Origin of the sequence: Mesorhizobium sp. WSM4311 (genome assembly GCF_002295115.1) — a bacterium.
Lineage (GTDB): Bacteria > Pseudomonadota > Alphaproteobacteria > Rhizobiales > Rhizobiaceae > Mesorhizobium.
In genome coordinates this window covers 18094-39800 of record NZ_NSFV01000022.1, presented here as the reverse complement: position 1 = coordinate 39800, position 21707 = coordinate 18094, and the positions used below count along the sequence as shown (strand labels likewise).

Sequence of the window (21707 nt, the reverse complement as noted above, 5' to 3'; positions counted from 1 at the left end):
AATGGCATTCGCTAACTTCATCGATCGCGCCGCCACGGCGGCATCTCAGGTCCTGGCCGATTTTCATCTGGGAGACTTCAAAGCAGCTCTTGAAAAGCAGGTCGTGGCAGTCGCCTTCGACCATCAGGCCGCTTCCTGCGCCGAAGGCCAGGCGACACTAGATCTTGCGGTGAGATTGCTCGCTAGGCTCTACCCGGTTCTGGCGATACTCCCGCTGGACAGCGCGGCGAGCTCTCAAGCCCAAGCGCTGGAGCGCTTGGCAAAGTCGATCAATCCAAAAGTCGGCATCCGGCGTTCCGGCAAGTCTGCCACCGTCTGCGTCGTTGCAGGGGTAACGCGCCCATCACTCCGGTGCCCGATCTTTTTCGTGGGATCGGACGGTTGGGCGGCAAAGCTGTCGCGTACGGACCCGGTGGGCTCTGGCCCAAGTCTGCTGCCTTATGGAGCTGGCGCCGCCAGTTGCTTCGGCGCCGCCAACGTCTTTCGAACTATCTTCGCTGCCCAGTTGACCGGCGCCGAGTTGGACGAAACCATCGACCTCTCGCTATGCAGCTACGACAAGACCAAAGCCGGAGAGCCTGGCCCGATCGACTTCCCAGTCGACCTTGGCGAAACCCACCTCGTTGGGCTCGGTGCGATAGGCCATGGCTCGCTTTGGGCGCTAGCGAGACAACCCGATCTCAAAGGTCGTCTGCATGTAATCGATCACGAAGCGATCGAACTCTCAAACCTGCAGCGCTACGCATTGGCTGGCCAGGCGGAGATTGGTATGTCCAAAGCGGTTCTTGCAGCCACCGCCCTTAGATCGACTGCCCTTGAGGTCGAGGCGCACCCTCTGACGTGGGCAGAATATGTTGCGCGCCGGGGCAATTGGGTCTTCGACCAAGTGGGTGTGGCGCTTGACACCGCCGCCGACCGTCTGGCTGTCCAAGGTGCACTGCCGCGATGGATCGCAAACGCTTGGACGCAGGAGCACGATCTCGGTATCTCCCGGCATGGTTTCGATGACGGCCAGGCTTGCCTTTGTTGCATGTACCTGCCATCCGGAAAATCCAAGGACGAGCACCAGCTGATTGCCGAGGAACTCGGAATACCGGAAGCACACGAGCAGGTGAAAACGCTCCTGCAGACCAATGCCGGAGTTCCCAACGACTTTGTAGTTCGCGTGGCTACAGCGATGGCTGTGCCGTTTGAACCGCTAGCCCCGTTTGTCGGCCAGCCCCTGCGCTCCTTTTATCAGCAGGCTATCTGCGGCGGTCTGGTGTTCCAGCTTAGCGAAGGAAGTCGCCGCGTTCGAACTGTGGTTCCGATGGCCTTTCAGTCGGTGCTTGCCGGGATTATGCTTGCCGCGGATTTGGTCAAACATAGTGCGGGGTTTCCCATGAGCCCGACGACGAGCACTCGGGTGAATCTTCTGCGCCCCCTTGGCTCTCACTTGCACGATCCGAAGGCCAAGGACTCCAGCGGCCGCTGCATCTGTAGCGACGACGATTTCATTGCCGCTTACAGGCGCAAATACGGCGAGCGCGTTGATCAGGTAAGCGATGTCTCGGCCGCCTAAACAGACGCGCACCTCTCCGTAGACGCAGGGGGCGCGGCTTGTGGGCGTGACCATGGGCGCCATTATCACACGCTTGGCCCGCTCCTTTGCCGGCCTATCGTCCTCCGCGCATGATCCCTGTTGCCGACGTGATGATCCAGCACCAGCCGCCATGGCACCAGAGGCTGGTCAAACCTCCGTTGTTGGCCGATTTGGACAGTGCTGCATCAGGTCTCGACCGACGTCTCGACAGTCAGGGCTGCTTCGACGGGTGTGAAGATGTCAACATCGACCCCAGGCGCCCGCATCGTCACAATCAGGGCGTACCGAGCCAGAGCGTCGACGCGTTCCAGGTAAGGCTTCTCCTTCCACCAGCCCCCGACCGGGAACACGCCGATCGCATCACGCTCGGCGAGATCGGCGGCGCTGCCCGACCAGAAATCGGCGTGCAACGAGCCGCGATCGCGGAAGGTGCCGAGCAGCCACTCTTCTCCGCCTCCAGCAGGCGCCCCTTCCTCCTCGTCCCGAGCGGCCTGATTGATGCGGGCTCGGAATTCGTCGACTGTCTCGGTCGCTGACTTTACTCTGAACCGAAGACCATGGGACGCGTAACGATGCCGGCGGGTCCATCCGCGTTCACCGGGGTTGGGTTCGATGAAATAGGACAGCGTGACGCGGAGCTCGACCTGGGCAGCGCCGAGCGCCGCGAGCTGCTCCTTCGGCCAAGGCAGGCGATGCAGCTTCATGTCACGCGTTTTGGCAGCCGCGCCGCCCTCGCGCTGGAAAGGCTGAAGCTCATCTTCAACGATAAGCGTGAGGTCGTTCACCGTTGACAGAAGCGCGCGCCCAAGATCTGGCACGCCGTAACCATAGCGCCGCACGAGCGCCTGGATCTCGCCCTTCGCTCCGTTGCACGCATCGATGCGTGCGCGCATCGCCGGAGTCCATTCGGCCGAGTGGACGATCAGGGCGCGAACCGTTTCAGGCCACAGCTCGGGGCGCGCTGATAGAATTAGTCCCGCCATCCGTGCGGCATGGGCCGTTGCCGCGCTCGTATCTCCGAGGGTGGTGAAGTGGCGCAGTTCGGGTCGATAGAAAGTGGTCAATATCTGCAGATCGTCGATCGGCTCGCCAGGCAACACACCGTCATGGGCGAGATTGCCGCCTTCGAAGACGACCTCGGGCTTCACCGGCCACTGCCTGTCCCAAACGACCGAAGTGCGACTGCGCGGCGAGAGCTCGCCGACCGGCGCGATCGGAGCGTAGCCCGCAAAGTCGGTGTCAATGATATCGACCTTTTCTGTGAAAGCGCCGACCGTCAGCGCATTCCAGGCCTGAGAAGGATCATCGACTGCTTCCAGATCGTTGCGCGTCAAATGCTCGGCCGGCATGAGGTCATCGCCGATGTTGCCGGCAGAGAGAACGATCAAGCGTCGCTGCTCCTCTTCGAAACAGAGTTGGTCGATAGCGGCAGACCACGATGTGGGCCTTCCACGCGCCGGACTGGCGCTTGTCACAGCCATTGCGATCGCGCGGCGGCGCTCCGGCGCCTGCACCTCGGCGCGGGCGATCGCTTCCGCGGTGATCGAGCCATAGAGTTCTGGATCGTTTGCCTCGTCTTCTGGCGGAAGGATACGGACACTCTCCAGCCGAAAGGGCAATGGAACTGGATCGCCTCCGACCAGGAGCGGGACCAGATCACCGTACAGGCCGACACCTGCCATTCGCGTCCCGTGGCCGCTCCACGCAGGTGTGTCGTCGCTGCCCCATGCCGGTTTGACGGTGTGCCAGTCTTCAACGGCAAGTGCGGGTTCGATCAACGGGTGGGTGCGACGTACGCCGCTGTCGAGAATGCAGACCGCAATATCGGATTGAGGCGGTCTGACGCGCCCGAGAAGCTCGTCGCTCCAGTCCCTTTGCTCCGCGCCGCCAAGGCCCATGAAGAAGGACGGCGTATCCTTCGCGCGCCGCAGCTCGGCGACGACATCGCTGTGCGCAATCATGCGGTCGAGCATTGCCGTGCTGGCGAGTGCCAGCATGACCACCCGCTCCGGAAACCTGACCGCATGCGTGCGCAAAGTGATGTTCAGGGCTTCGGCAATGTGCTCGAAGTTCTCGCGGCGACCGTCGCGCAGCCAGACTTCCCACCACACCTGCTCGTCAGCGGCCTGGGGGAAGAGGTCGTCGTGGTCGGTAAACAACGATCGTGCAGTCGCCAGCCTGACTGTCTCCATGCGGGAGACGAGCGGCTCGTTGCGCGGTCTGCCGCGGTCAGTGTCAACGTCTCGATACGCCTCGACTTTCCGCAAATAATAGGCTTGCGCGCTTTGCGGCAGGAACACCGACGCTGTGATGGGAGCACCGGGTTGAGTTGGCTCATGGACGGCGACCAGCTCCATGTGCTGGCGACGATCGGCCAACTGGTCGAGGGCCGCCCGTCCGGACATGGGCAGATCGATCTCGAGGTAAAAGCCAGGCGTGCCGACCGACAGCTGGGGGTCACGCGCCGCAATCTGCTGGCGTGCACTTTCGACCGCTTGTTCGATGGATTGCGTCAAGGCCGCAGCATGCGACGCCCGATCACGCGCCGGCAGCGGCGGTGCATGTATAAGTTGGTTGGGCCGCCGATAGGCTTCCCGAATGCCGTTGTTGCGAAGGTGGATATGGGCGCGGTCGCGCGGAAAATCGTCTGCCATTATGATCTGTGCTGTCGCTACTCAGACAGCGAAGCCTGCCGGCGTTCCTTCAGAGCGTCGATGAGCGCTTCCGAGGTGATCCGCTTCCCCCCCCGCAATATGATGGTTTTTGCAGCGTCGTCGGCCGCGCGGGTGATCTCGGCCTGCGACAGTCTCTCTGCCTGAGAGATCGCCTCGTTCCAGGCAAGCCCTCTGGTGTCGAAGCGGTCGAGTCGAGCCCGAAGCAGCGCCTCGATAATCGGCCGATCGGGCACGGCGTATTCGATGACATCGTCGAAACGGCGGAACAAAGCTCTGTCGAGCAGCTCGGGATGATTTGTTGCCGCAATAATCAGGCTGTGGCTGTCGTCTTGCTCGAGAAACTGCAGAAACGAATTCAGCACGCGCCGAATCTCGCCAACATCCTGGCGTTCGCCTCGACGCGCGCCGATGGCATCGAATTCGTCAAAGAAGTAGACGCCCCGCGTCGCCTGCATTGCATCAAAAACAAGCCGCAGCTTTCCGGCAGTCTCTCCCATGAACTTGGTGATCAAACCATCGAGGACGATCATGAAAAGGGGCAGATGAAGCTCCCCGGCCAATGCCGATGCGGTCATCGTCTTGCCTGATCCTGGCGGGCCGACCAGAAGCAGTTTGCGACGGGGAACAAGCCCGTGCTCGCGCAAGCTTGCTTGTTGGCGCTGCTCTCCCAGCACGCGGTGCAGGCGCGAGCGCAGACTGTCCGGCAAAATCATGTCCGTCAGTCGCAGGTCCGGATAGCGCACATGCAGGAGGCCTGCGAGTTCGCCCTTTGGCTGAAAAAGGGGAACCGGCCGACTGCTCTTGGCAATCCGGGCGTCCCTGCTCTTGGCTGCGTCGACCAGATCCTTGAGCTCCTGAGCAAGCTTGCCATGGCCTTGACGTGCCTCATGCGCAGCAAGCTGCATCGCGATAGAGAGGAAACGATCCTCGTCGCCGGCAATGTGGCTTTTAAGCAGCGTCACGATATGGCGGGCCGTGGTCATGGCTCTCTTCTGGGGTATCCGTTTACTTGGCGAAGCGCATGCAACCTAAACGCTTTCAACGGCGATTTGTAACGCGCAATGGTGTTTTTTCTCTTGTCGATGTTCGCCCGTGGCAACTTCAGCGGTGAACTGTTGCGCCGCGGTCATAGGCCAGCCGGAATAACGCCGGCCAGCAGACAACAGTCCGCATCTTCGAGCGCTCGAAGTCTGGCCACTCACGCAGCGTGTCGGGTCCGAACGCTCCAAAGCCGCCCCGCCTGGCAGGTCCATGCGACCGATTGCGGGCGTGCGGCCATAAGGTCTACGCGGGCTCGCATGGCTGCCCGCGCCGCTGGCTAAAAAGCTGTACACCATCTCACGAAACACCAGGTCCGCTCCTTTGCCGGCCGACGGTCCATGAAATCCCCTCCCCACTCACGACACCGGAGACCTCCTTGCCCACATGGCGCTCAAGCACCGGCCGCCATGGCACCAGCGTGAACTCGCGCGACTTTTCAACGACGGCATATTTTCCGCTGGCAAGCTCGACGGAGCGGCGGAGCGTACCCTCTACTCGTCCTCCGAATCGCGCTTCGGCATAGGGCAGGCCAAGTTCCTCCGACAGTTGGCCAGCAACACGGTTCAGTTCTCGCTGGCGCAGGATCGAAAGCATGTTGGCTCGATAGACGATCCCATCCTGTTCTTTATGCGCGAGGCCTTGCGCGATCAGCCACTGCCGCCGGCGAGCTTGCGCCTCTCTCACGTCGCGGCCGAAGCCGGATCCGTGCAAAGGCTCGGGTCTATCGGCAACCAGCTCCCGGTCGAGCCAGGTGGCGCCGTTGAAGCTGACCTGTCGCTCCAGCGCCATTGAGGAGAGCTTGTCGGCAACGACAGGCTCGGCCCTGGCCCGCTGGCCCTCATAATTCGCGACGCGATCGAGATGGTCCGGCGCGATGAGCCAGGTGCCGTTCGGCTCTCGCTCAACGCCGCCGGTCGCGCGGCGGATCGCCTCCAGCCGCCGCACATGCGTTCGCGCAAAGCTCTCGGTGGCGGATGGGTCATGCTTCAGGTGCATATCGACGTCGTAACGGCCGCCATGCGCGGCGGCGATTTCGGCGATGGTACGATCGACCTGCCTCGGCTCGGTGTTCCTTGGCGCGACACGCACGATGCAGCCATTAGGCATCGTTTCCATCGCCTCGCCTCTACCGATGTTGATCCAATGGCTCTTACCGTCGACGGCGTCGACGATCATGTAATGGCGGTCATTGATCTCGTCGGCCAGTCCACGCGCGACAACGCGACCGACGAGAGACTGGACGGGCTCGCCGGATCGATCGTGGATCACCCAGTCGGCGGCCCTGCGGGCAAGCCCCTTGCCGGTCAGTTCGCGGTGCATGGTCTTGATGATGTCGCCGCGTTCGCCGGTGCGGCGCAGCGTGGCTTCGAGCTCATCGTCGAGGCGCCAGGAGCCAGCGCCGACCTCCGCGGCCAGACCCATCCGCTCGAGCTTGCGCAGCCGTCCCTGGTGCAGCGTCTGGCGAATGGCGTCGGGACCGCCCGGCGAGACCAGGCCGTCATCATCACGCATGCTGAGCAGCCGACGGTCGATGCTGGTGAAGCGTTCCTGCTCCATTTCCCGGCGCAGGCGAAGCTCAATCTCGCGGTCGGTTCGCGGACCGAGATCGAGGCTGACCAGCTCGGCCGCCCGCTCGCGGATGCCAGATGAGATATATTCGCGCGCGATGACCAGGTTCTCGCCACGGTCGTCCCTGCCACGGACGATGATGTGGCTGTGCGGGTGGCCGGTGTTGAAATGATCGACCGCGACCCAGTCGAGCTTCGTGCCGAGGTCTTCCTGCATCTGCGCCATGAGCCGCCGCGTCAGCGCCTTGAGGTCGTCGTACTCGATGCCGTCTTCGGCAGCGACGATGAAGCGGAACTGATGGCGGTCGCCGTCCGCGCGATCGATGAACGCCTTGCCGTCGACGCGGCCGCTGTCGGCGCCGTAGAGCTCGCCAGGTTCACCTTCGCGGGTGACCCCGTCGCGCTGAAGATAGCGTAGATGGGCACGCGCCCCGTCCGCGCCCTTGCCGGCGAGCTTGACGACCCGCGCCTTGACGATCACCCGGCGCTGGCGGAAGGCGGCATACCGGTCGCGCGATTTCAGCAGTGCGGCGGCCGCCCCGCCGCGCCCTGTCCGGCTTCCTGTGAAGCGACCACCGCGTTGCGGCCGGCCGCCAGCCCGGTTGATCGCCGCACGAACCTGGCCGGCATAGCGTTTGCCGGCCTTCGAGCCGCGCGACCCGATTTTGCCGAGCTTCGGCCTGAACTCGTCATCCTTAATGCGAGCCTCCCAGACATATCAAGCAAAATCAGACACTTACACGTCAAACCCTCTTGGCACCGGCGGCAGCCTCCCGGAAAAACGATGTGCAGACAAAGATTTAACCGCCTCCTGGAGGCGGTACCTTTATCTTGCCTTCCGCGCCCAGCCCCGCCAGACGCGCCCCCGTCCGCCATGGCTAACGCACCGGCTCCTTCGGCTGCGCGCCGTCCTTGCCGAGCGGCACGAAGAGATCGCCGTTTCGCACGCCTGAGTGAACACCGTCATGAATGAAGAACAGCGACCGTCCGAGAGGAGCGATTTGCGCCTTTGGAGCGACAGATTGGCTTTCGAACGCCTCGATGTCGGCCGCCGAAACTCCGGCCGCCTTGAGTTGGTCGAGGTACTCGACGGTCTCTTCTGGCAGCGGTTTGCCACGCTTCAAATGCTCGTCGTAGCGCTCGGGACCGGCATTGTAGGCGCCAAACAGGCCAGGAAATCCGAAGCGGTCATACATGGCACTGAGATAGGCCGTGCCGGCCAGGATATTGTCGCGCGGATCGTGGGGGTTAGGCCCAAGGCCGTGTTCGACCCGCATCTCTTCATAGGTGCCGGGCATCACCTGCATGAGGCCCATGGCGCCAGCGGGGGAGGTGATGGGGCGGCCGCCGCGCATTGTCTTGCCGCCGCTTTCGGCAGCCATGACGGCATAGATCCAGGCTTGGGGAATATGGAAGCGCCGGCTTGCTTCCGATACCAACGTCTGCCACTTTCGCAGCTGCGGACTTTGGGAGATGGCGACCGGCTCAGCGCCGGTCGAGGCGGAACAGGCGCATGGCGCAATGGCGATCATGCCCAACAAGAGGAGGGTCACTCGGTCCATAGTGGTACGAGCCTCCCGATGACATTTTGAGTGGGAACAGGCCCGAAATAGCGGCTGTCGAAGGAGCGGTTTTTGTCGCTGCCGAGCAGGAAAACCTCGTTATCCCCGAGCGCTCGGCAGCCGTTCCACCATGGCAAAGGTCGGCCTTCGGCGTCGATTTTGAGCCGGCGCGCGACGATGTCGCCGCCGATGATGATGGCGTCATTGAAGGCGCAGACATTATCGTCCGGCAGCGCTGCAAGACGTTTTGCCAGCGGCACATTGCGAGGCAGATAGCTGCGCTCGGCGGCGAGATACGCCGCGTATTCAGGCGGGCGCACGAGCACGAGATCGCCACGCGCCAGCGCTCCCGCAGCGATGCGGTAAAGGCCGATCGGCGCGCTGGCCGAGGCGTTCCAGACCAGCCAAGGGGCGGGCTTTCCCAGCGCCGTGAAGCCCAAAAGACCGAGACCGGCCGCGGCCAAGGCGACCGTCTTACGGGCTCGAACACGCCTCAGGCGGCTGCCGATCAGATGGATGGAAGGGCGCCGCCTCATGAACGGCCTCCCGTGCCGCCCTGGCCGGAACCGGCCTTGCCATCGCCGGCGATGGAGTGCTGCGGGTGTCCTTTCGACCAATGGTCGAGTTCGTCGATGTGATAGCGGACATAGCGGCCGTGCTTGCGGAATTTCGGGCCGCCGCCCTTGAGCCGCATCTTTTCGAGCGTGCGCTGGGAGAGCCCGATATAGAAGGCGGCTTGGGCTGTGCTGAGAAACGGGCTGCCCTTTTTCGCGCGGGCCGCGCGTTCGTTTTCGTCGTCCATGATGATCCTCGTTTCGCTTCGGACAAGCGAGGGCGAGGATGGGCGAGGGAGATCGTCTCGGGGACGGGCGAAGAGTCGGGGGAGAGTTTTCGCCGCCCTTTAGGGCGGACGGGGTTTGGGTGGAACTCCTGGGAATGAGCCCCGCGCCGGGGCTGCGGCGCGAGGCTCTTATCTCGGCCGGTCAGTCGGCCGGGTTCCAGATGATGGCGTAGGTGTCGTGATCGTCCTGGCCGGCGGCTCGGCCGAGATTGGCGTAGAGCTTGCGCGGTCCGAACTCCGGCGCTGCAATCGACAGGCTCACATAATCCTTGCCGGAAGTCTCGCCGGTGCGGATCCAGCCAGCGCCGACTTCGACCCCTTGCGTAAGCACCCGGAAGTCGGGATGGTTATCGGCGCTCTTGGCCTGGTTGGGGACGATATCGATGTCGGCGCGGACGCTGAGCGTCTTGAACTGGCCCTTGTAGGCGCCGTTTTCCTGCTTGTTGACGTAACCGATCGCGGTCATTTCGAAGTCTCCTTTTGTGGTTTCGCCGGGGACCATCCCCTGCGATGGCGCACCGTAATGGGCGCGTCAGGACCGCCTGAATCCGACAGGGCCGCAGCGACAGTGAAGGACCCGAGCGGGCAGCTTTTTTGTGAGCGAAGCGGCGCGAGGAAGCCGCCGCAGGCGGCGGGGAAAAAAGCTGATGGCGCGAGGGTTTCGGGCGGCCGGACCCGCCCATAGGTCGACAAGCCAGCCGCAGGGATGGTCCTTGGAGAGAGCATGGAGACCGCTCGCCAAGTGCGGTCTGTCAGCCAAGCAGGACGCCGGGATGAAACGGCCTGCAAAGATGCTGCGCCCTTATGCCGGATCGAGATCGTGCCAGCGGGTCGGGCGCCAGAGCAGACATCCGGCATGGTGCGATCTATGAAAGCAGGGCTCGCCAGCGGGAATTTGATACGCGAGGGGGCCAAAGTAAGGCTGGATGAGAAGCCGGTGCTACCTGCAGGTCCAGTGTCATGTGGCGGCGCTCGGGAAACCGCTACGCAATGTAACGCGCTCTTATGAGGCGAACAGACCGGCCCCAAAACCGATCGACCGGTGGTCGGCGCGAAACGCGTCATGCCTGTCCGAAAGCTGACAGTGGCAGAAGACGCATGTCGGGTTCCGCACAATTGACCATGCTGGATTTGTGAGGTTTTCAGGGAGAGCCATGCGTTCACTTCCCAGTGAGCTTTGGCACGGCATTTGCTCTTGATGTGGCAACACGGATCGAAGGTTGACTGCATGCACAAGCGCGAGATGAGCAATGCTCTCCTTTCCTGGAGGCTTGGCAGCAGATTCGATTTGACGTTGCGAGGAGCTTCAGCCGCTCGCGGCGGAAGTGATCTCAAATCTGAAGGCACCGTTGGGGCCGCAGCCATCAAACACATCTTTCTCTTTTTCGCAGCTCGTCTTCAACGCGATGCGGACTTCTTCGCGTCGACGGCGGCCGAAGGTGGAGAAGGGGCTCGACTTGCAAAAAGGAGTTGTCAATGACGTCTTACGTTCGCACCAACAGCCCGGCGCAGGTGCGCTCACTGTCCACCTTTGGCAAGCATCTGCAAAGGAGCGTGCTGACGGCGACGCTGCTTGCCGCGGCTTCGACGGGAAGTGAAGCGCAGCCCTATGTTCGTGCTGACGGCAGCACGACTGACGACTTGGAAGCGGCGCGAGCAAGTTGGCGTCATGACGCCGAATTCAATGGAAATGTGGGGCTCGCAGCCATCAACGCGGATGCCGCGTATGCGTTGGGTTCCACCGGGGAGGGGGCCAGAGCTCCTCGCCTGCCCTCGTCCGTCTTGACGAGTGCCCGCTTACAGCCTACCTCACTATCGCGTTAGCACTCGTCCATCGCGAGTGCTAACAAAAACCCCTCAACAGCGCACCAGGGAAAAATCCGAAAATGGCAAAGTCGAAGTTCCGCCCGCTGCATGACCGCGTGGTCGTTCGCCGGGTCGAATCCGAATCCAAGACCGCTGGCGGGATCATCATCCCCGACACGGCAAAGGAAAAGCCGCAGGAAGGCGAGATCATCGCTGTCGGCTTCGGCGCTCGTGACGAAGCTGGCAAGCTGGTCCCGCTGGACGTCAAGGCCGGCGACCGCATCCTGTTCAGCAAGTGGTCGGGCACGGAAGTCAAGCTCAATGGCGAAGACCTTCTGATCATGAAGGAATCCGACATCATGGGCATCATCGGCTCATATCAGGCCCTTTCGTCAACTGAATTCCCGGGCTCGATTGAAGCCCCTGCCAGGAGCTAAAAATGGCTGCCAAAGACGTAAAATTCTCCCGCGATGCCCGCGAGCGCATGCTGCGCGGTGTCAACATCCTCGCTGACGCGGTGAAGGTCACGCTCGGCCCCAAGGGCCGCAACGTGGTCATCGACAAGTCGTTCGGCGCCCCGCGCATCACCAAGGACGGCGTCACCGTCGCCAAGGAAATCGAGCTTGAGGACAAGTTCGAAAACATGGGCGCGCAGATGGTCCGCGAAGTTGCTTCGAAGACCAACGACATCGCTGGCGACGGCACCACGACCGCGACCGTTCTGGCGCAGTCGATCGTCCAGGAAGGCCACAAGGCCGTTGCCGCCGGCATGAACCCGATGGACCTGAAGCGCGGCATCGACCTCGCGGTAACCGACGTCGTTGCGACCCTGATCAAGAACGCCAAGAAGATCAAGACCTCCGAAGAGGTTGCCCAGGTCGGCACCATCGCCGGCAACGGCGATGCTTCGGTCGGCAAGATGATCGCCGAAGCGATGCAGAAGGTCGGCAACGAAGGCGTCATCACGGTTGAGGAAGCCAAGACCGCCGAGACCGAACTCGAAGTCGTCGAAGGCATGCAGTTCGACCGCGGCTACCTCTCGCCCTACTTCGTCACCAACGCCGACAAGATGGTTGCCGAACTCGAGGACGTCTACATCCTCCTGCACGAGAAGAAGCTGTCCAACCTCCAGGCCATGCTGCCGGTTCTCGAAGCCGTCGTGCAGACCTCGAAGCCGCTGCTCATCATCTCGGAAGACGTCGAAGGCGAGGCTCTGGCCACGCTGGTCGTCAACAAGCTGCGTGGCGGCCTGAAGATCGCCGCCGTCAAGGCGCCGGGCTTCGGTGATCGCCGCAAGGCCATGCTGGAAGACATCGCCATCCTCACCGGTGGCCAGGTCATCTCGGAAGACCTCGGCATCAAGCTCGAGAACGTCGGCCTCAACATGCTCGGCCGCGCCAAGAAGGTGTCGATCTCCAAGGAGAACACCACCATCGTCGACGGCGCCGGCAAGAAGGCCGAGATCCAGGGCCGCGTTGCCCAGATCAAGCAGCAGATCGAAAAGACCACTTCGGACTACGACAAGGAGAAGCTGCAGGAACGTCTGGCGAAGCTCGCCGGCGGCGTTGCGGTGATCCGCGTCGGCGGTGCGACGGAAGTCGAAGTCAAGGAAAAGAAGGACCGCGTCGATGACGCCCTCAACGCGACCCGCGCGGCCGTCGAAGAAGGCATCGTTGCTGGTGGTGGCGTCGCGCTGCTGCGCGCTTCGGCCAACATCAAGGCCACCGGCGTCAATGCCGACCAGGCCGCCGGCATCAACATCGTGCGTCGTGCGCTGCAGGCTCCGGCCCGCCAGATCGCGGCCAACGCCGGTGCGGAAGCATCGATCGTTGCCGGCAAGATCCTTGAGAACAAGGGCGCGACCTTCGGCTACAACGCCCAGACCGGCGAGTATGGCGACATGATCGCCATGGGTATCGTCGATCCGGTCAAGGTTGTCCGTACGGCTCTTCAGGACGCGGCCTCGGTCGCCGGCCTGCTGGTCACCACCGAAGCCATGATCGCGGAGGCTCCGAAGAAGGAGTCGGCTGGCGGCGGCATGCCTGGCGGCATGGGCGGCGGCGGCATGGGCGGCATGGGCGGCATGGATTTCTAATCCAGCTCTGGCAGCTTTCGCAACGAGAGGGCGGCATCAATGCCGCCCTCTTTTTTTGCGAACCTCGGTCCGATGAACGATCGACGCCAACGCCGGCCATCGGCGTTAGGGCAACCTCAAAAGAACTGTCGAGTTGGTTGCGCGCGGCTTTGCGTCATCAGAGGCGCAAGGCGGTCGCGTGTGAGGATTGCGCGCTCCCATAGGCGGTTTCGGCATGTGCCTCGCCTTCGACATCGACATTGCGGCCAAGCAGGAAATCGGCGGCTTTCGAGGCATGGCTTGCGGCGCGGAAGATGGCGCGGTTGTCCTCGCGCAAAACCGTCAGCCATGAGCCGATGTAGTCGGCATGGCGCACGGTCGGCTCGATGCCGAGACTGCTGCAGATGAAGGCTGATGCGATTTCGGCGACCAGTTCCTCGCGCGCATAGGTGTTGGACCCGAAGGAGCCGGACAGGTCGCGCGCGAGTCGCCTCGGGTGGCCGGTCCAGTGGCCAAGCTCGTGAAAGCAGGTCCGGTAATAGTCGATCTGGTGGAAGAAAGCCGGCTGCGGCGGCACCTGTATGGTGTCGCTGCCGGGCATGTAGAAGGCGCGCTCGCCGCCGACGCGAAAATCAGCGCCGGTTGCATGAATGAGCGCCTCGGCCTGCGGGACCATCTCGCGCTCAGGCAGAGGCTCGCCGGCGGCGTAAAGATGTTCGGGCAGATTATCGCACTGCGCGACATTGAAGACGGTGAAGCGCTTCAGGAAGGGCACCGCCTGCGGTTCGTCGCCATCGGTGTCGGCGCGTTGCTTTTCGTTCTTGGGAACAAAGCGGTCAGCGTGAACGATGGTGGTGCCGTGCTCGCCCTTCCTGACATTGCCGCCAAGCGAAAGCGCCTGCCGGAAGGTGAGCCAGTTCTGGCTGGGGAAACCGCGCTCGATGACCGCGCCCCACAGGATCAGGATATTGATGCCGGAATATCGGCGCTGGGTGGCCGCATTCCGCGGCAGGCCGAGGCCTGTCCTTGCCCTGCCCCACGGCTTGACCCATGGCACGGTGCCGCGCTCCAGTTCGGCAATGATGCGGTCGGTGATTTCCTGATAAAGGCTGGCGCCGGTGCGCCCGCCGCTGTCTGCGCCAGCCTGTCGGCTGCCGCAACGTTTGTTGTTTGCACGCATCGTGATGTCCTCCGCTCTACAATCGCGCGCCCTCCCCGGAAGCGGGGTGGGCGGCAAAAGCGACCGGAAAGGCCCGCCGTCGGAGGCGGACTGCATCAGCAGGACCGGAACGGAGTGGAGGACCCGAAAGCGACAAGCGAAGGGTTGCGGGACGCCGCGGCGGGCCTAGAAGGGAGTGCTGCCCACCCTGCGCCAGGGGGAAGGCCACAATAGAAAGACGCCGGCCGACAGGCCGGCGACCGTCAGCAGCCGAAGGCTGCCCCGCGCCAGGGGGCGATGCCGCAGGGCCAAGACCGCCTGAGCTTGCCGAAGAAAAGCGGGCTCGGTTCACGAGCACCCGGCCAGCGACTTCAGGCGCGGGCGCTCAGGATTGTTGTTGGCGCCCACGGCAGCTGGATGACCGCAACAAGATTACGAGGAGCGACAGCAAAGCCAGCTGCCACAAACGGCACGCTCCGGCAACAACAGCGTGGCCGGTCTACAGATGCTGCCCCGCACGAGAGCCAGCACGCTTTGAGCGCGCATCGGCGATGCAAGCGTTGCAAGCTGGCCATGTCCACAAGGTCGGCGACCACTATATCGCCGACCACCAACGCGGGCGTACCGTCTAAGTGCAGACCTTTCGCGAGTGCGCGGACGCGCGCATTTCATCTGCGATGGCCGGATCTTGCATTCCCGCTTGAGCTGCTCAACGTCAAGGCCTACACGCGCTGCGATCTTGAGAGTGACCCTTCAACTGGGGGAAATCATAAGGGCGCGGTGGAATTCGTCGAACTTTCCCTGTTTTCTCGAGGCGAGTGCGGCGAAGGCTGGGAATTGGGAATCCGGTCCCAGGACCGGGAACTGTTTGATCACAAGCTTCAGATTGGGCTCATGCTTGAAGGCTTTTTGGTAGTTGATATCAGCCAGTCTGCAATGCGGACAGTTGTGGTAGTCATTGAATATGACCAGAACGGCATCGCCTTGCGGGTTGCCGGCGATTGGCGAAGGAGATCGTTGTCGAATGCGCCGCTCCACTTTTGCCTGTCGGTCGACCACGCCTGCCGGTGCAGGTTCGCGCTATATTGGCTCGCCAGCAAGGCGAGGAGTAAAAGAAGAGCTGCGACAGTGATGGCAGTCGGCTTAGACATGAGTCTCCAATCCATGGACGGCGTGGCAGCAACGGCCGCCTTTTTGGTGTAAAATGGGTCAGTTTTGATCGTGCCCCGCAGTTGCTACAGGCGCACAGGTGCCGGTGCGATCTGGCGGTTTCTCAAATACGGCTTTGCGCCATCGGGTCCACCCCAATAGCTGAGCGTCGTTCGCACGGGGAATTGTGTTCACCACGCCGGGCGACTTGACCGTCCACCGCCAGAGCGCTGAACGGTCCGCTAGTGAGGCGCTCCCCGAATCGTCGTTTATCCCGCTCGCCCCGGACCGGGTGACAGCCAGCGTTGCCGCTACGCTGCGGAGAAAAACCGTCAGCGCGTGGCATTCGGACATAAGCTGATCGACGCCAAGAATAAGCCCCACGGAGGTGACCGGTGCGGCCGGAACAAGAAAGAGCGTTGCAGCCATTGTGACGAGGCCTGCACCGGTAATGCGGGTTGTTCCGTTCGAAGGGAACAATGCGACAAACAGCATGAGGATCCGGCAGCCGATCGGGAGATCAGTTTTCGTCGCTTGGGCGATGAAAAGGGCGGCGAGCATCATATTCGTGCCGTCCAGATTGAATGGAATGAGACCCACGACCGAATGCGTGGCGCCGGCCTTTTCCATCTTCTCCATGAGCGAGGCCAGCGCGGCCTCTGAGGAGGACATTGCGAGCAGCAGCTCGTCCTTGATGTATCGGACGAGAGAGAAGAGCGAGCGGCCGTTGTAGCGGCAGACCGCGCCGAACAGGATCGAGAGGAACAGGACCGAGAGGAACAAGACTTGCAGGATGTCGCCTTCCGCGAAGGCACTGGCAATCGTTGACGGGATGATGTTCATCAGGAAGCTGGTCACGGACTGCTCGTGAGCCGTGGCCACATAGCCCTTAACGGCTTCGACATCGAGCGAGGCCGGATCGATGTTGAGGCCGGCGCCAGGCTGAACGATATTCGCGACAATCAGCCCGACAAGGAGTGCTAGCGTCGAGAAGGTAAGGAAATAAACCATCGCCTTGGCGGCAACTCGGCCGACCTTCTGCAGATCGCTCATGCCGGCAATGCCGGTCGCCATTGTCAGGAAGATGACAGGTACGGTGATTATCTTGACGACATCGACGAAGGCATCGCAGAGCGGCTTCAGGCTGTGGCCGGTCTCCAAATGGAAATAGCCGATTGCGGCACCCAGGATTATGGCGGCAAGTACCTGCACGTAGGTCCGGGCAAAATGGCGCTTGCGGGGCGCTAAGATCGCGCGGGGAACTCTTGGAACCAACACCGTCTCTCTCCTTGACCGGATCGGGGTGGGGCTCCTCCCTCTCCCATGCAGTGCTCCGGTCGAACGCTGCGCCCACTTCGGCGCAAACGATGTGCCAAATAGCAAGAGGGGAAAACGCGCAGGACCTCACGCAATGCTTGCGATTCGCTCTCCCACACTCGTGCAGTGGTTGCCTGTCGCAACTATGGAAGGGTCGATTCTGGGAACTCCAAAGGCCGCTCTTTGCGTCGACGCAGCTTGGCTGCCTGGAAGGTTCCCTCTTTGCCTTGCGGTCTGCGAGCTGGGTCCAGATGGTCATCATTTGGCTGCGCGCTGCACGGGGCTCGAAAGATTCAATCGAGGACGGGTCCTCTTGGAAAACGGGGGCAGCGTTGGTCAAGCCCTTCCACCCTGCTGTCCCAATGGTGTTCAGAAGCTCAGTTCACGATCAAGCGATGGATCAGCGTCATCTGGCGTTTGCGCCATCGCGGCGGCGTTGCAACGGGTCTGCCAAAGATGAGCAGGCCGCGAGGCAGGGTCCGAGACCTAGACTCCAACCTCATAGCGCGCTCGGCTCGCGTTCGGAAGGTTCGAACCGCAGCACGATCAGGTGGCGACACCGTTGGTCGGAACCGGAACCCGACGAATGATCGTTCGTGACCGACATCTGTGAACAAGCAGTATGTGTCATTGCAATCACCACCCGTTGCGCGGAAATGCCCATATGGCCGTGAATGAACTGGATTTGGTGATTTTCCAGATGGCGGTGGAAAGCGTCCGCTTGCTCTCTTCAAGCTTTGATGAGAAGGCGGCTGAGATAGCCACGAGGAGCCGTGGTAGCCTTCTTTTTGACGTGCGGGTGGACGGTGACCTGGAGGTCCAGCGAGTCGCAGCCATTGGATATCCAGGCGACAAGATCGGTGTGGTGGCATTGGACCGAGAGGGCCTTGTTAGCTGTTGTTGCCTTGTCAATGGCACCTTCTCACCTTTCATTGCACCGTTGGAGAACTGGACCAGCATGCCCCTTTCGATGCAGGCCCAGATCGATGTCACAGGCTATGCGAGGCTCCTTCTGGCCGCCTTGCGAAATGCTGGACATATGCTGGACAGGTAGCATCGCGATGATGTCTGTGATGAGATGGTGCAAACGGCTGGATGAGGCGATCGCTTGCTGGCAGCTTTGGCAACAAAGCGATCGGTGAGTTCGCAATGCTGGAACACGTCCTTTAGACTCTGCAGTTAAGTTAGCGGACTACCATCTGACGAATGCCCTCTGACAGTCTGCATGGCGCGGCATGCCCTCTTAGGAATGCAGCCGTGGTTCTACACCATCGGCTGTTTTTGTGTCGAAGGCGACGGGCACGCCATGAACGAAGGAAGCGGCCGCCAACAGTTCCTCCAACTCGCGGTCGGTGGCCTTGCATGCCGGCATTAGTGTTCGGATGGCGCGGATCGCCTGCGCCATGGAGAGAAAGCGGACCCTTCCCCTGGAAAGGACATAGGCTTCTGCGGCTTTTTCGACGGTGACGGTGTGAAACGAATTGGTCATGACGAATTCCTCCCTGAACCCTGACCAACCCGACTTATGGCACGAATTCGACCGCCTTCAAGCCTATGTCCGATTGCGGACAATCGCTGCGATTCGTTCAAAACCGCTGATGCTTTTGGGCGACCTGGTGAGGGGCAAGGAGACGTCGGCTGAACCCGTTTCAACCGACATGCTTCAGGCAGCGGCCAGGCCGAAATAACGCTGCTCCTCCTTGTCATAAGCGCCATGTGTGAGCTTTATCAATCCGGCACGGTCGATGATCGTGATCTCGCCGCGCTTGGCGTGCACCAGTCCTCGATACTCAAGCATTTGCAGGGCCGTGGTGACCCCGGGCGGTGGGCGCGAGCATGGTCGCCAGAAATTCATGCGTCGGGAGGATCTTATCTCCTTCCGCACGGTCGTGGACCATCAGCTGCCAGCGGGCCAGCCGTTCTTCGACCTTGGAGTGGCCATTGACCAGTGCCGTCCGGCATGATTGGACGAGGAACGCGTGGGCATAGTCCAGCACTGAGGTGCGAAGCGACGGGCTAATCGCAGGGCGAAGGTTTTCAACCGGCAGGCGCCAGGTAGTGCTTTCCTTTCCGAGAATGACGGCAATTCCTTTCATCCCGTCATAGCCGACAATGCCGACTTCACCTTGCCGCCCGCCGGTCATGGTGGCGACCACCGACGCGATGCCCCTCTCGGGAAAATATACGTTCTTGATCGGCTGATGCGCGACCTCCAACTTGTCCTTGATGCCCGGTTCGACGTGATGCAGCGATGGTCGCAAAAGCGCGAAGTCCTGCGGGGTGAGGGCTTCAGCACCTGGTCGCGAAAGAGGGATCGGGCAAGGCTCTCTTCCAACGGGGCAAGAGCGCGTACGTCTTACTGTCGGCTGCACCGAAGTAAATGCCGGCCGATGCCAAAGCATAGGCTTCGAAACGCGCGATTGCAAAGCCCTGTCGGGGCAGTGCAGTCATGCTAGAAGTCGCGCCGCCTACGATAGGCAGCGGATGACATGATTCCCTTCTGCGGCGGCCACCAAGAACGGCTCGGGCACGCTTTAATCGTTCATACACAAGCTCGCAGGAATGTAAGCAGCGGAACAGTCGGGTGATTCGTACCGCCCTGCCCTTTCAGAGATCAAGTCATTGGACGTCAATTCGGCTGGAACGCCTCGTCGAACGGCCCAGGAAAATGCAGCCGGATGAGCAATGGTGGTTCACCTTATGTGCGGTCCCGGATATGCGGTCCGGCGGCTCATCTCCCAATGGCTTGTCGATGGGGAAGTGGAACTCGTCATGTCGCCGCGAACCGTCACCGCGCTAGCGGGGCTCTTTTGAAGACGCCGGTGTTTTTCTTTGTGGAACTGAATCTGTGAGGTGATTGATGCATGAATCAAACATTTGCGTATTTCCGCTGCATCGGCGACGTATATTGGTCGAAAGTATCGCCCAGGCCCTCGAGACCAAGAACGGCGAGGCGGCGAGCGCGTTCTGGCGCTGTGCCGCCAAGAAAATGCTCATTCAATTGTCCGATGTAGGAATTGCGCCAGAGCTCGCTGCGCAGGAGGTTGGAAGCCTTCTTCATGCGGTCTTGGACGACATGGCCAACCGAACGGTAATGCACAAAGCATAGGCTCGGGCGCTGTTGGACCGCGCGTCAGCTCGGGTCCTTATCGGGGGACTGCTCCGACTGGCCGACGGTCCGGCCAAACCGGCATACCGGCAAAGCTTTGAGGTTGCGATCGCTCACGGCGGCCGGTCCAATATTCTAAGACGACCTCAGAAGCCACGTTGGCTTCTTTGGACGAAGCGGAGGGGCGCCATTTTGGCGTGCTCACGCTGGACTGCGGGTTGCGCCTACGGAAATCCAAAGTCCGGCCGCGCGAGCCAATCGACCGGAACAGTCGAAAGCTCGTGGGGCGGGTCCGCTCACCCTCACGGCGGCGGTGGCGGCCGTGAGCAGACTTAACTCAAGTCACGGCTGAGCATCCGCAGGCGCTATGCCGATTGGATGAGAACTGGTTGCCACAACACCGGCCCGTTGAGGCGTCCCCTCCAGCGGATGCGCAAGAGACTGGCGTAGGAAATATCGAGGAAGCCGGCGACTGCCTCGGTGTTGCCGACCTGCTTGGGCTGTCCGATACGTGACAACGGCCAGGTCGCGAGACGAAGGATCCTTTCGATGCGCGTATCTGTCACCGTTACGATCCCGGAGAGATTGTTGGCCAAGCCGAATTCGATGATCCCCGCGAAGAGCTCGTAGGTTGCTTGGGCCAGGCCGCCAGCTGCCTTCGGCGCTGTCGCAGGGAGATCGAGCGCGAAACGACTACTCTCCCAGATATCGGCACTCGCAGGGACCACCATCTCATCCAGCAGCGTCGGAAACGTATCGCGCAACATTGTCGGTCCGGTGGTCGGCAAAAGGCGGACGCAGCCGCAAGTTCGCCAATCGGACCCCTTGAGAAGCAGGTAGACGGGGTTCAGGCTGTCAAACGAGTCCGTTTCCATTTCGCCTTCGGTCTGCACTTCCCAATCGAGCCGCTTCTTGAAAACCCGATACCTAAGTCCGTGCATTTCCTTGAGTTCGCTCGCAAACTCGGCGTAGCAGTCGGGTGTTATCAGCTGCATCATTGTCGTCTCCGTGCGGGATGTGTCCACGCAATCGAAGGGCAAAGCCGTCATGAATGCAGCCTGTAGACCTTTACAGCTAGACTTGGAGAGGATCAGGATCTCGCCCGAGCAGCCATCCGCACTACGGCCTGGTTGATGGTTCGCACGCCAAGCTTCGCCTTGGCGTTTTCCTGATGGAAGGTCACGGTGCGTTTCGAGACACCGAGAATCTGGCTGATATCCCAGGCCGACTTGCCGCACGCCGCCCATTTCAGGCACTCGAACTCCCGCCGGGTGAGCATTATGCCATCTACCACGCAATCTTCGGCGAGCCTGCGCCGGGCATGGATATGAACGTTGATCGCAACCAGTTGCATTGCTTTTTCGTAGCGCGTCAGCGACCTCAGAAATGGCGGATGCGCCTCGTTGGAGGCGAAGGTCAGTGCGGCGAACCGGCCGCGATGATCATGCATCGACATGGTCAGTCCGCCGCGAATGCCGAACTCAGCTGCTTTTTCCAGGACTTCCTGCTGAGAGGTCGGCAAATAACGGTGATCGCGGTCCACACCCCAGTCGAAGGTATCCCAGCCCCGCAGTCCCCGCAGGATCACGGGATCCACGCTGTGGTAGCGCTGTTGCAGGTAATGTGATGTCCATGATGATGGATAATTCGAGATCAATCGCGGCCTGTCGCCGGAAGCGGATGGGTAGGTGAAATAAGCGAAGAGCGGAAAGTCGAACCCGGCTGCGGCGGACGCCATTGCCTCATGGAGATCGACGGCATCGACGCTTGCAGAGAGTTGCTCGACCAAGGTTTCAAATACGCGATGCATCTGCGCTTAGCGTA

Annotated in this window: 20 protein-coding genes and 1 pseudogene; 6 read left to right on the top strand and 15 right to left on the bottom strand. The window is 61.6% G+C overall.

The window, feature by feature from the left end:
* The first annotated feature begins 1 nt into the window (after position 1).
* Positions 2-1561: an E2 ligase fold family C protein gene (locus tag CK226_RS32370; protein ID WP_024505651.1), complete on the top strand. Its 1560-nt coding sequence runs from the start codon at positions 2-4 to the stop codon at positions 1559-1561.
* A 206-nt stretch (positions 1562-1767) separates the two neighbouring features.
* Here CK226_RS32370 and CK226_RS32365 read toward each other — a convergent pair whose 3' ends face one another.
* From CK226_RS32365 to CK226_RS32335, 7 genes are all read right to left on the bottom strand, one after another.
* A complete protein-coding gene (locus CK226_RS32365) occupies positions 1768-4236 on the bottom strand; it encodes a S8 family peptidase (protein WP_063169237.1) in 2469 nt (822 codons plus the stop codon).
* Positions 4237-4253: 17 nt separating this feature from the next.
* A complete protein-coding gene (locus CK226_RS32360) occupies positions 4254-5240 on the bottom strand; it encodes an ATP-binding protein (protein ID WP_024505649.1) in 987 nt (328 codons plus the stop codon).
* Positions 5241-5595: 355 nt separating this feature from the next.
* A complete protein-coding gene (gene rlxS / locus CK226_RS32355) occupies positions 5596-7566 on the bottom strand; it encodes a relaxase/mobilization nuclease RlxS (RefSeq protein WP_063169238.1) in 1971 nt (656 codons plus the stop codon).
* Positions 7567-7744: 178 nt separating this feature from the next.
* Positions 7745-8428 carry a lytic transglycosylase domain-containing protein gene (locus tag CK226_RS32350; RefSeq protein WP_024505647.1) on the bottom strand — a complete coding sequence of 228 codons (684 nt, stop codon included), beginning with the start codon at positions 8426-8428 and terminating at the stop codon, positions 7745-7747.
* Positions 8416-8964 (bottom strand): S26 family signal peptidase, encoded by a 549-nt coding sequence (locus CK226_RS32345; RefSeq protein WP_024505646.1) that lies wholly within the window; start codon positions 8962-8964, stop codon positions 8416-8418. Before CK226_RS32345 ends, CK226_RS32350 begins: the two co-directional genes overlap by 13 nt.
* The gene (locus tag CK226_RS32340) at positions 8961-9230 is read right to left on the bottom strand and encodes a helix-turn-helix domain-containing protein (RefSeq protein WP_024505645.1); all 270 of its coding nucleotides are present in this window, start codon (positions 9228-9230) and stop codon (positions 8961-8963) included. The genes CK226_RS32345 and CK226_RS32340 overlap by 4 nt, the downstream gene beginning before the upstream one ends.
* A gap of 181 nt (positions 9231-9411) precedes the next feature.
* On the bottom strand, positions 9412-9735 hold the full coding sequence (locus CK226_RS32335; RefSeq protein ID WP_024505644.1) for a DUF736 domain-containing protein: 324 nt from the start codon (positions 9733-9735) through the stop codon (positions 9412-9414).
* Between the two features lie 1010 nt (positions 9736-10745).
* Between CK226_RS32335 and CK226_RS34630 the strand changes: the two genes are divergently transcribed.
* From CK226_RS34630 to groL, 3 genes and pseudogenes are all read left to right on the top strand, one after another.
* Positions 10746-11093, top strand: coding sequence for a hypothetical protein (locus CK226_RS34630; protein WP_063169239.1), 348 nt, complete (start codon positions 10746-10748; stop codon positions 11091-11093).
* A gap of 62 nt (positions 11094-11155) precedes the next feature.
* A pseudogene (gene groES, locus CK226_RS32330) lies at positions 11156-11449 on the top strand (co-chaperone GroES); the annotation flags it as partial.
* A 65-nt stretch (positions 11450-11514) separates the two neighbouring features.
* Entirely contained in the window at positions 11515-13170 is a 1656-nt protein-coding gene (gene groL, locus CK226_RS32325) for a chaperonin GroEL (protein ID WP_063169240.1), read from the top strand.
* Between the two features lie 157 nt (positions 13171-13327).
* Here the strand turns inward: groL and CK226_RS32320 are convergent, their stop codons facing one another.
* From CK226_RS32320 to CK226_RS32310, 3 genes are all read right to left on the bottom strand, one after another.
* A complete protein-coding gene (locus CK226_RS32320; protein WP_063169241.1) occupies positions 13328-14329 on the bottom strand; it encodes a zincin-like metallopeptidase domain-containing protein in 1002 nt (333 codons plus the stop codon).
* A gap of 732 nt (positions 14330-15061) precedes the next feature.
* Positions 15062-15346 carry a thioredoxin domain-containing protein gene (locus tag CK226_RS35850; RefSeq protein ID WP_224570942.1) on the bottom strand — a complete coding sequence of 95 codons (285 nt, stop codon included), beginning with the start codon at positions 15344-15346 and terminating at the stop codon, positions 15062-15064.
* Between the two features lie 171 nt (positions 15347-15517).
* Positions 15518-16732: a cation:dicarboxylase symporter family transporter gene (locus tag CK226_RS32310; protein WP_210326676.1), complete on the bottom strand. Its 1215-nt coding sequence runs from the start codon at positions 16730-16732 to the stop codon at positions 15518-15520.
* 706 nt (positions 16733-17438) lie between these two features.
* Between CK226_RS32310 and CK226_RS32305 the strand changes: the two genes are divergently transcribed.
* On the top strand, positions 17439-17828 hold the full coding sequence (locus CK226_RS32305) for a hypothetical protein (RefSeq protein WP_024505560.1): 390 nt from the start codon (positions 17439-17441) through the stop codon (positions 17826-17828).
* Between the two features lie 189 nt (positions 17829-18017).
* Here the strand turns inward: CK226_RS32305 and CK226_RS32300 are convergent, their stop codons facing one another.
* From CK226_RS32300 to CK226_RS32295, 3 genes are all read right to left on the bottom strand, one after another.
* Complete coding sequence (locus CK226_RS32300; RefSeq protein WP_063169243.1) at positions 18018-18263, bottom strand: hypothetical protein; 246 nt, start codon at positions 18261-18263, stop codon at positions 18018-18020.
* Between the two features lie 174 nt (positions 18264-18437).
* Complete coding sequence (locus CK226_RS36100; RefSeq protein WP_256754986.1) at positions 18438-18572, bottom strand: hypothetical protein; 135 nt, start codon at positions 18570-18572, stop codon at positions 18438-18440.
* On the bottom strand, positions 18565-19035 hold the full coding sequence (locus CK226_RS32295; protein ID WP_224570941.1) for a hypothetical protein: 471 nt from the start codon (positions 19033-19035) through the stop codon (positions 18565-18567). Before CK226_RS32295 ends, CK226_RS36100 begins: the two co-directional genes overlap by 8 nt.
* Before the next feature lie 599 nt (positions 19036-19634).
* Between CK226_RS32295 and CK226_RS35845 the strand changes: the two genes are divergently transcribed.
* Positions 19635-19883 (top strand): DUF6074 family protein, encoded by a 249-nt coding sequence (locus tag CK226_RS35845; protein WP_063169245.1) that lies wholly within the window; start codon positions 19635-19637, stop codon positions 19881-19883.
* 365 nt (positions 19884-20248) lie between these two features.
* Here CK226_RS35845 and CK226_RS32285 read toward each other — a convergent pair whose 3' ends face one another.
* The gene (locus CK226_RS32285) at positions 20249-20881 is read right to left on the bottom strand and encodes an acyl-homoserine-lactone synthase (RefSeq protein WP_063169246.1); all 633 of its coding nucleotides are present in this window, start codon (positions 20879-20881) and stop codon (positions 20249-20251) included.
* Between the two features lie 92 nt (positions 20882-20973).
* Complete coding sequence (locus CK226_RS32280; RefSeq protein ID WP_063169247.1) at positions 20974-21693, bottom strand: LuxR family transcriptional regulator; 720 nt, start codon at positions 21691-21693, stop codon at positions 20974-20976.
* Between the last annotated feature and the right edge of the window lie 14 nt (positions 21694-21707).

What these genes read in the sequence shown, in the direction of transcription:
- CK226_RS32365 (WP_063169237.1), bottom strand. Translation starts at nt 4,236, where the DNA reads ATGGCAGACGATTTTCCGCGCGACCGCGCCCATATCCACCTTCGCAAC.
- CK226_RS32285 (WP_063169246.1), bottom strand. Translation starts at nt 20,881, where the DNA reads ATGATGCAGCTGATAACACCCGACTGCTACGCCGAGTTTGCGAGCGAA.
- CK226_RS32370 (WP_024505651.1), top strand. Translation starts at nt 2, where the DNA reads ATGGCATTCGCTAACTTCATCGATCGCGCCGCCACGGCGGCATCTCAG.
- CK226_RS32340 (WP_024505645.1), bottom strand. Translation starts at nt 9,230, where the DNA reads ATGGACGACGAAAACGAACGCGCGGCCCGCGCGAAAAAGGGCAGCCCG.
- CK226_RS32320 (WP_063169241.1), bottom strand. Translation starts at nt 14,329, where the DNA reads ATGCGTGCAAACAACAAACGTTGCGGCAGCCGACAGGCTGGCGCAGAC.
- CK226_RS32300 (WP_063169243.1), bottom strand. Translation starts at nt 18,263, where the DNA reads ATGACCAATTCGTTTCACACCGTCACCGTCGAAAAAGCCGCAGAAGCC.
- CK226_RS32345 (WP_024505646.1), bottom strand. Translation starts at nt 8,964, where the DNA reads ATGAGGCGGCGCCCTTCCATCCATCTGATCGGCAGCCGCCTGAGGCGT.
- CK226_RS32350 (WP_024505647.1), bottom strand. Translation starts at nt 8,428, where the DNA reads ATGGACCGAGTGACCCTCCTCTTGTTGGGCATGATCGCCATTGCGCCA.
- CK226_RS32335 (WP_024505644.1), bottom strand. Translation starts at nt 9,735, where the DNA reads ATGACCGCGATCGGTTACGTCAACAAGCAGGAAAACGGCGCCTACAAG.
- groL (WP_063169240.1), top strand. Translation starts at nt 11,515, where the DNA reads ATGGCTGCCAAAGACGTAAAATTCTCCCGCGATGCCCGCGAGCGCATG.
- CK226_RS32305 (WP_024505560.1), top strand. Translation starts at nt 17,439, where the DNA reads ATGGCCGTGAATGAACTGGATTTGGTGATTTTCCAGATGGCGGTGGAA.
- CK226_RS32360 (WP_024505649.1), bottom strand. Translation starts at nt 5,240, where the DNA reads ATGACCACGGCCCGCCATATCGTGACGCTGCTTAAAAGCCACATTGCC.
- CK226_RS34630 (WP_063169239.1), top strand. Translation starts at nt 10,746, where the DNA reads ATGACGTCTTACGTTCGCACCAACAGCCCGGCGCAGGTGCGCTCACTG.
- CK226_RS35845 (WP_063169245.1), top strand. Translation starts at nt 19,635, where the DNA reads ATGCATGAATCAAACATTTGCGTATTTCCGCTGCATCGGCGACGTATA.
- CK226_RS36100 (WP_256754986.1), bottom strand. Translation starts at nt 18,572, where the DNA reads ATGCTTGAGTATCGAGGACTGGTGCACGCCAAGCGCGGCGAGATCACG.
- CK226_RS32280 (WP_063169247.1), bottom strand. Translation starts at nt 21,693, where the DNA reads ATGCATCGCGTATTTGAAACCTTGGTCGAGCAACTCTCTGCAAGCGTC.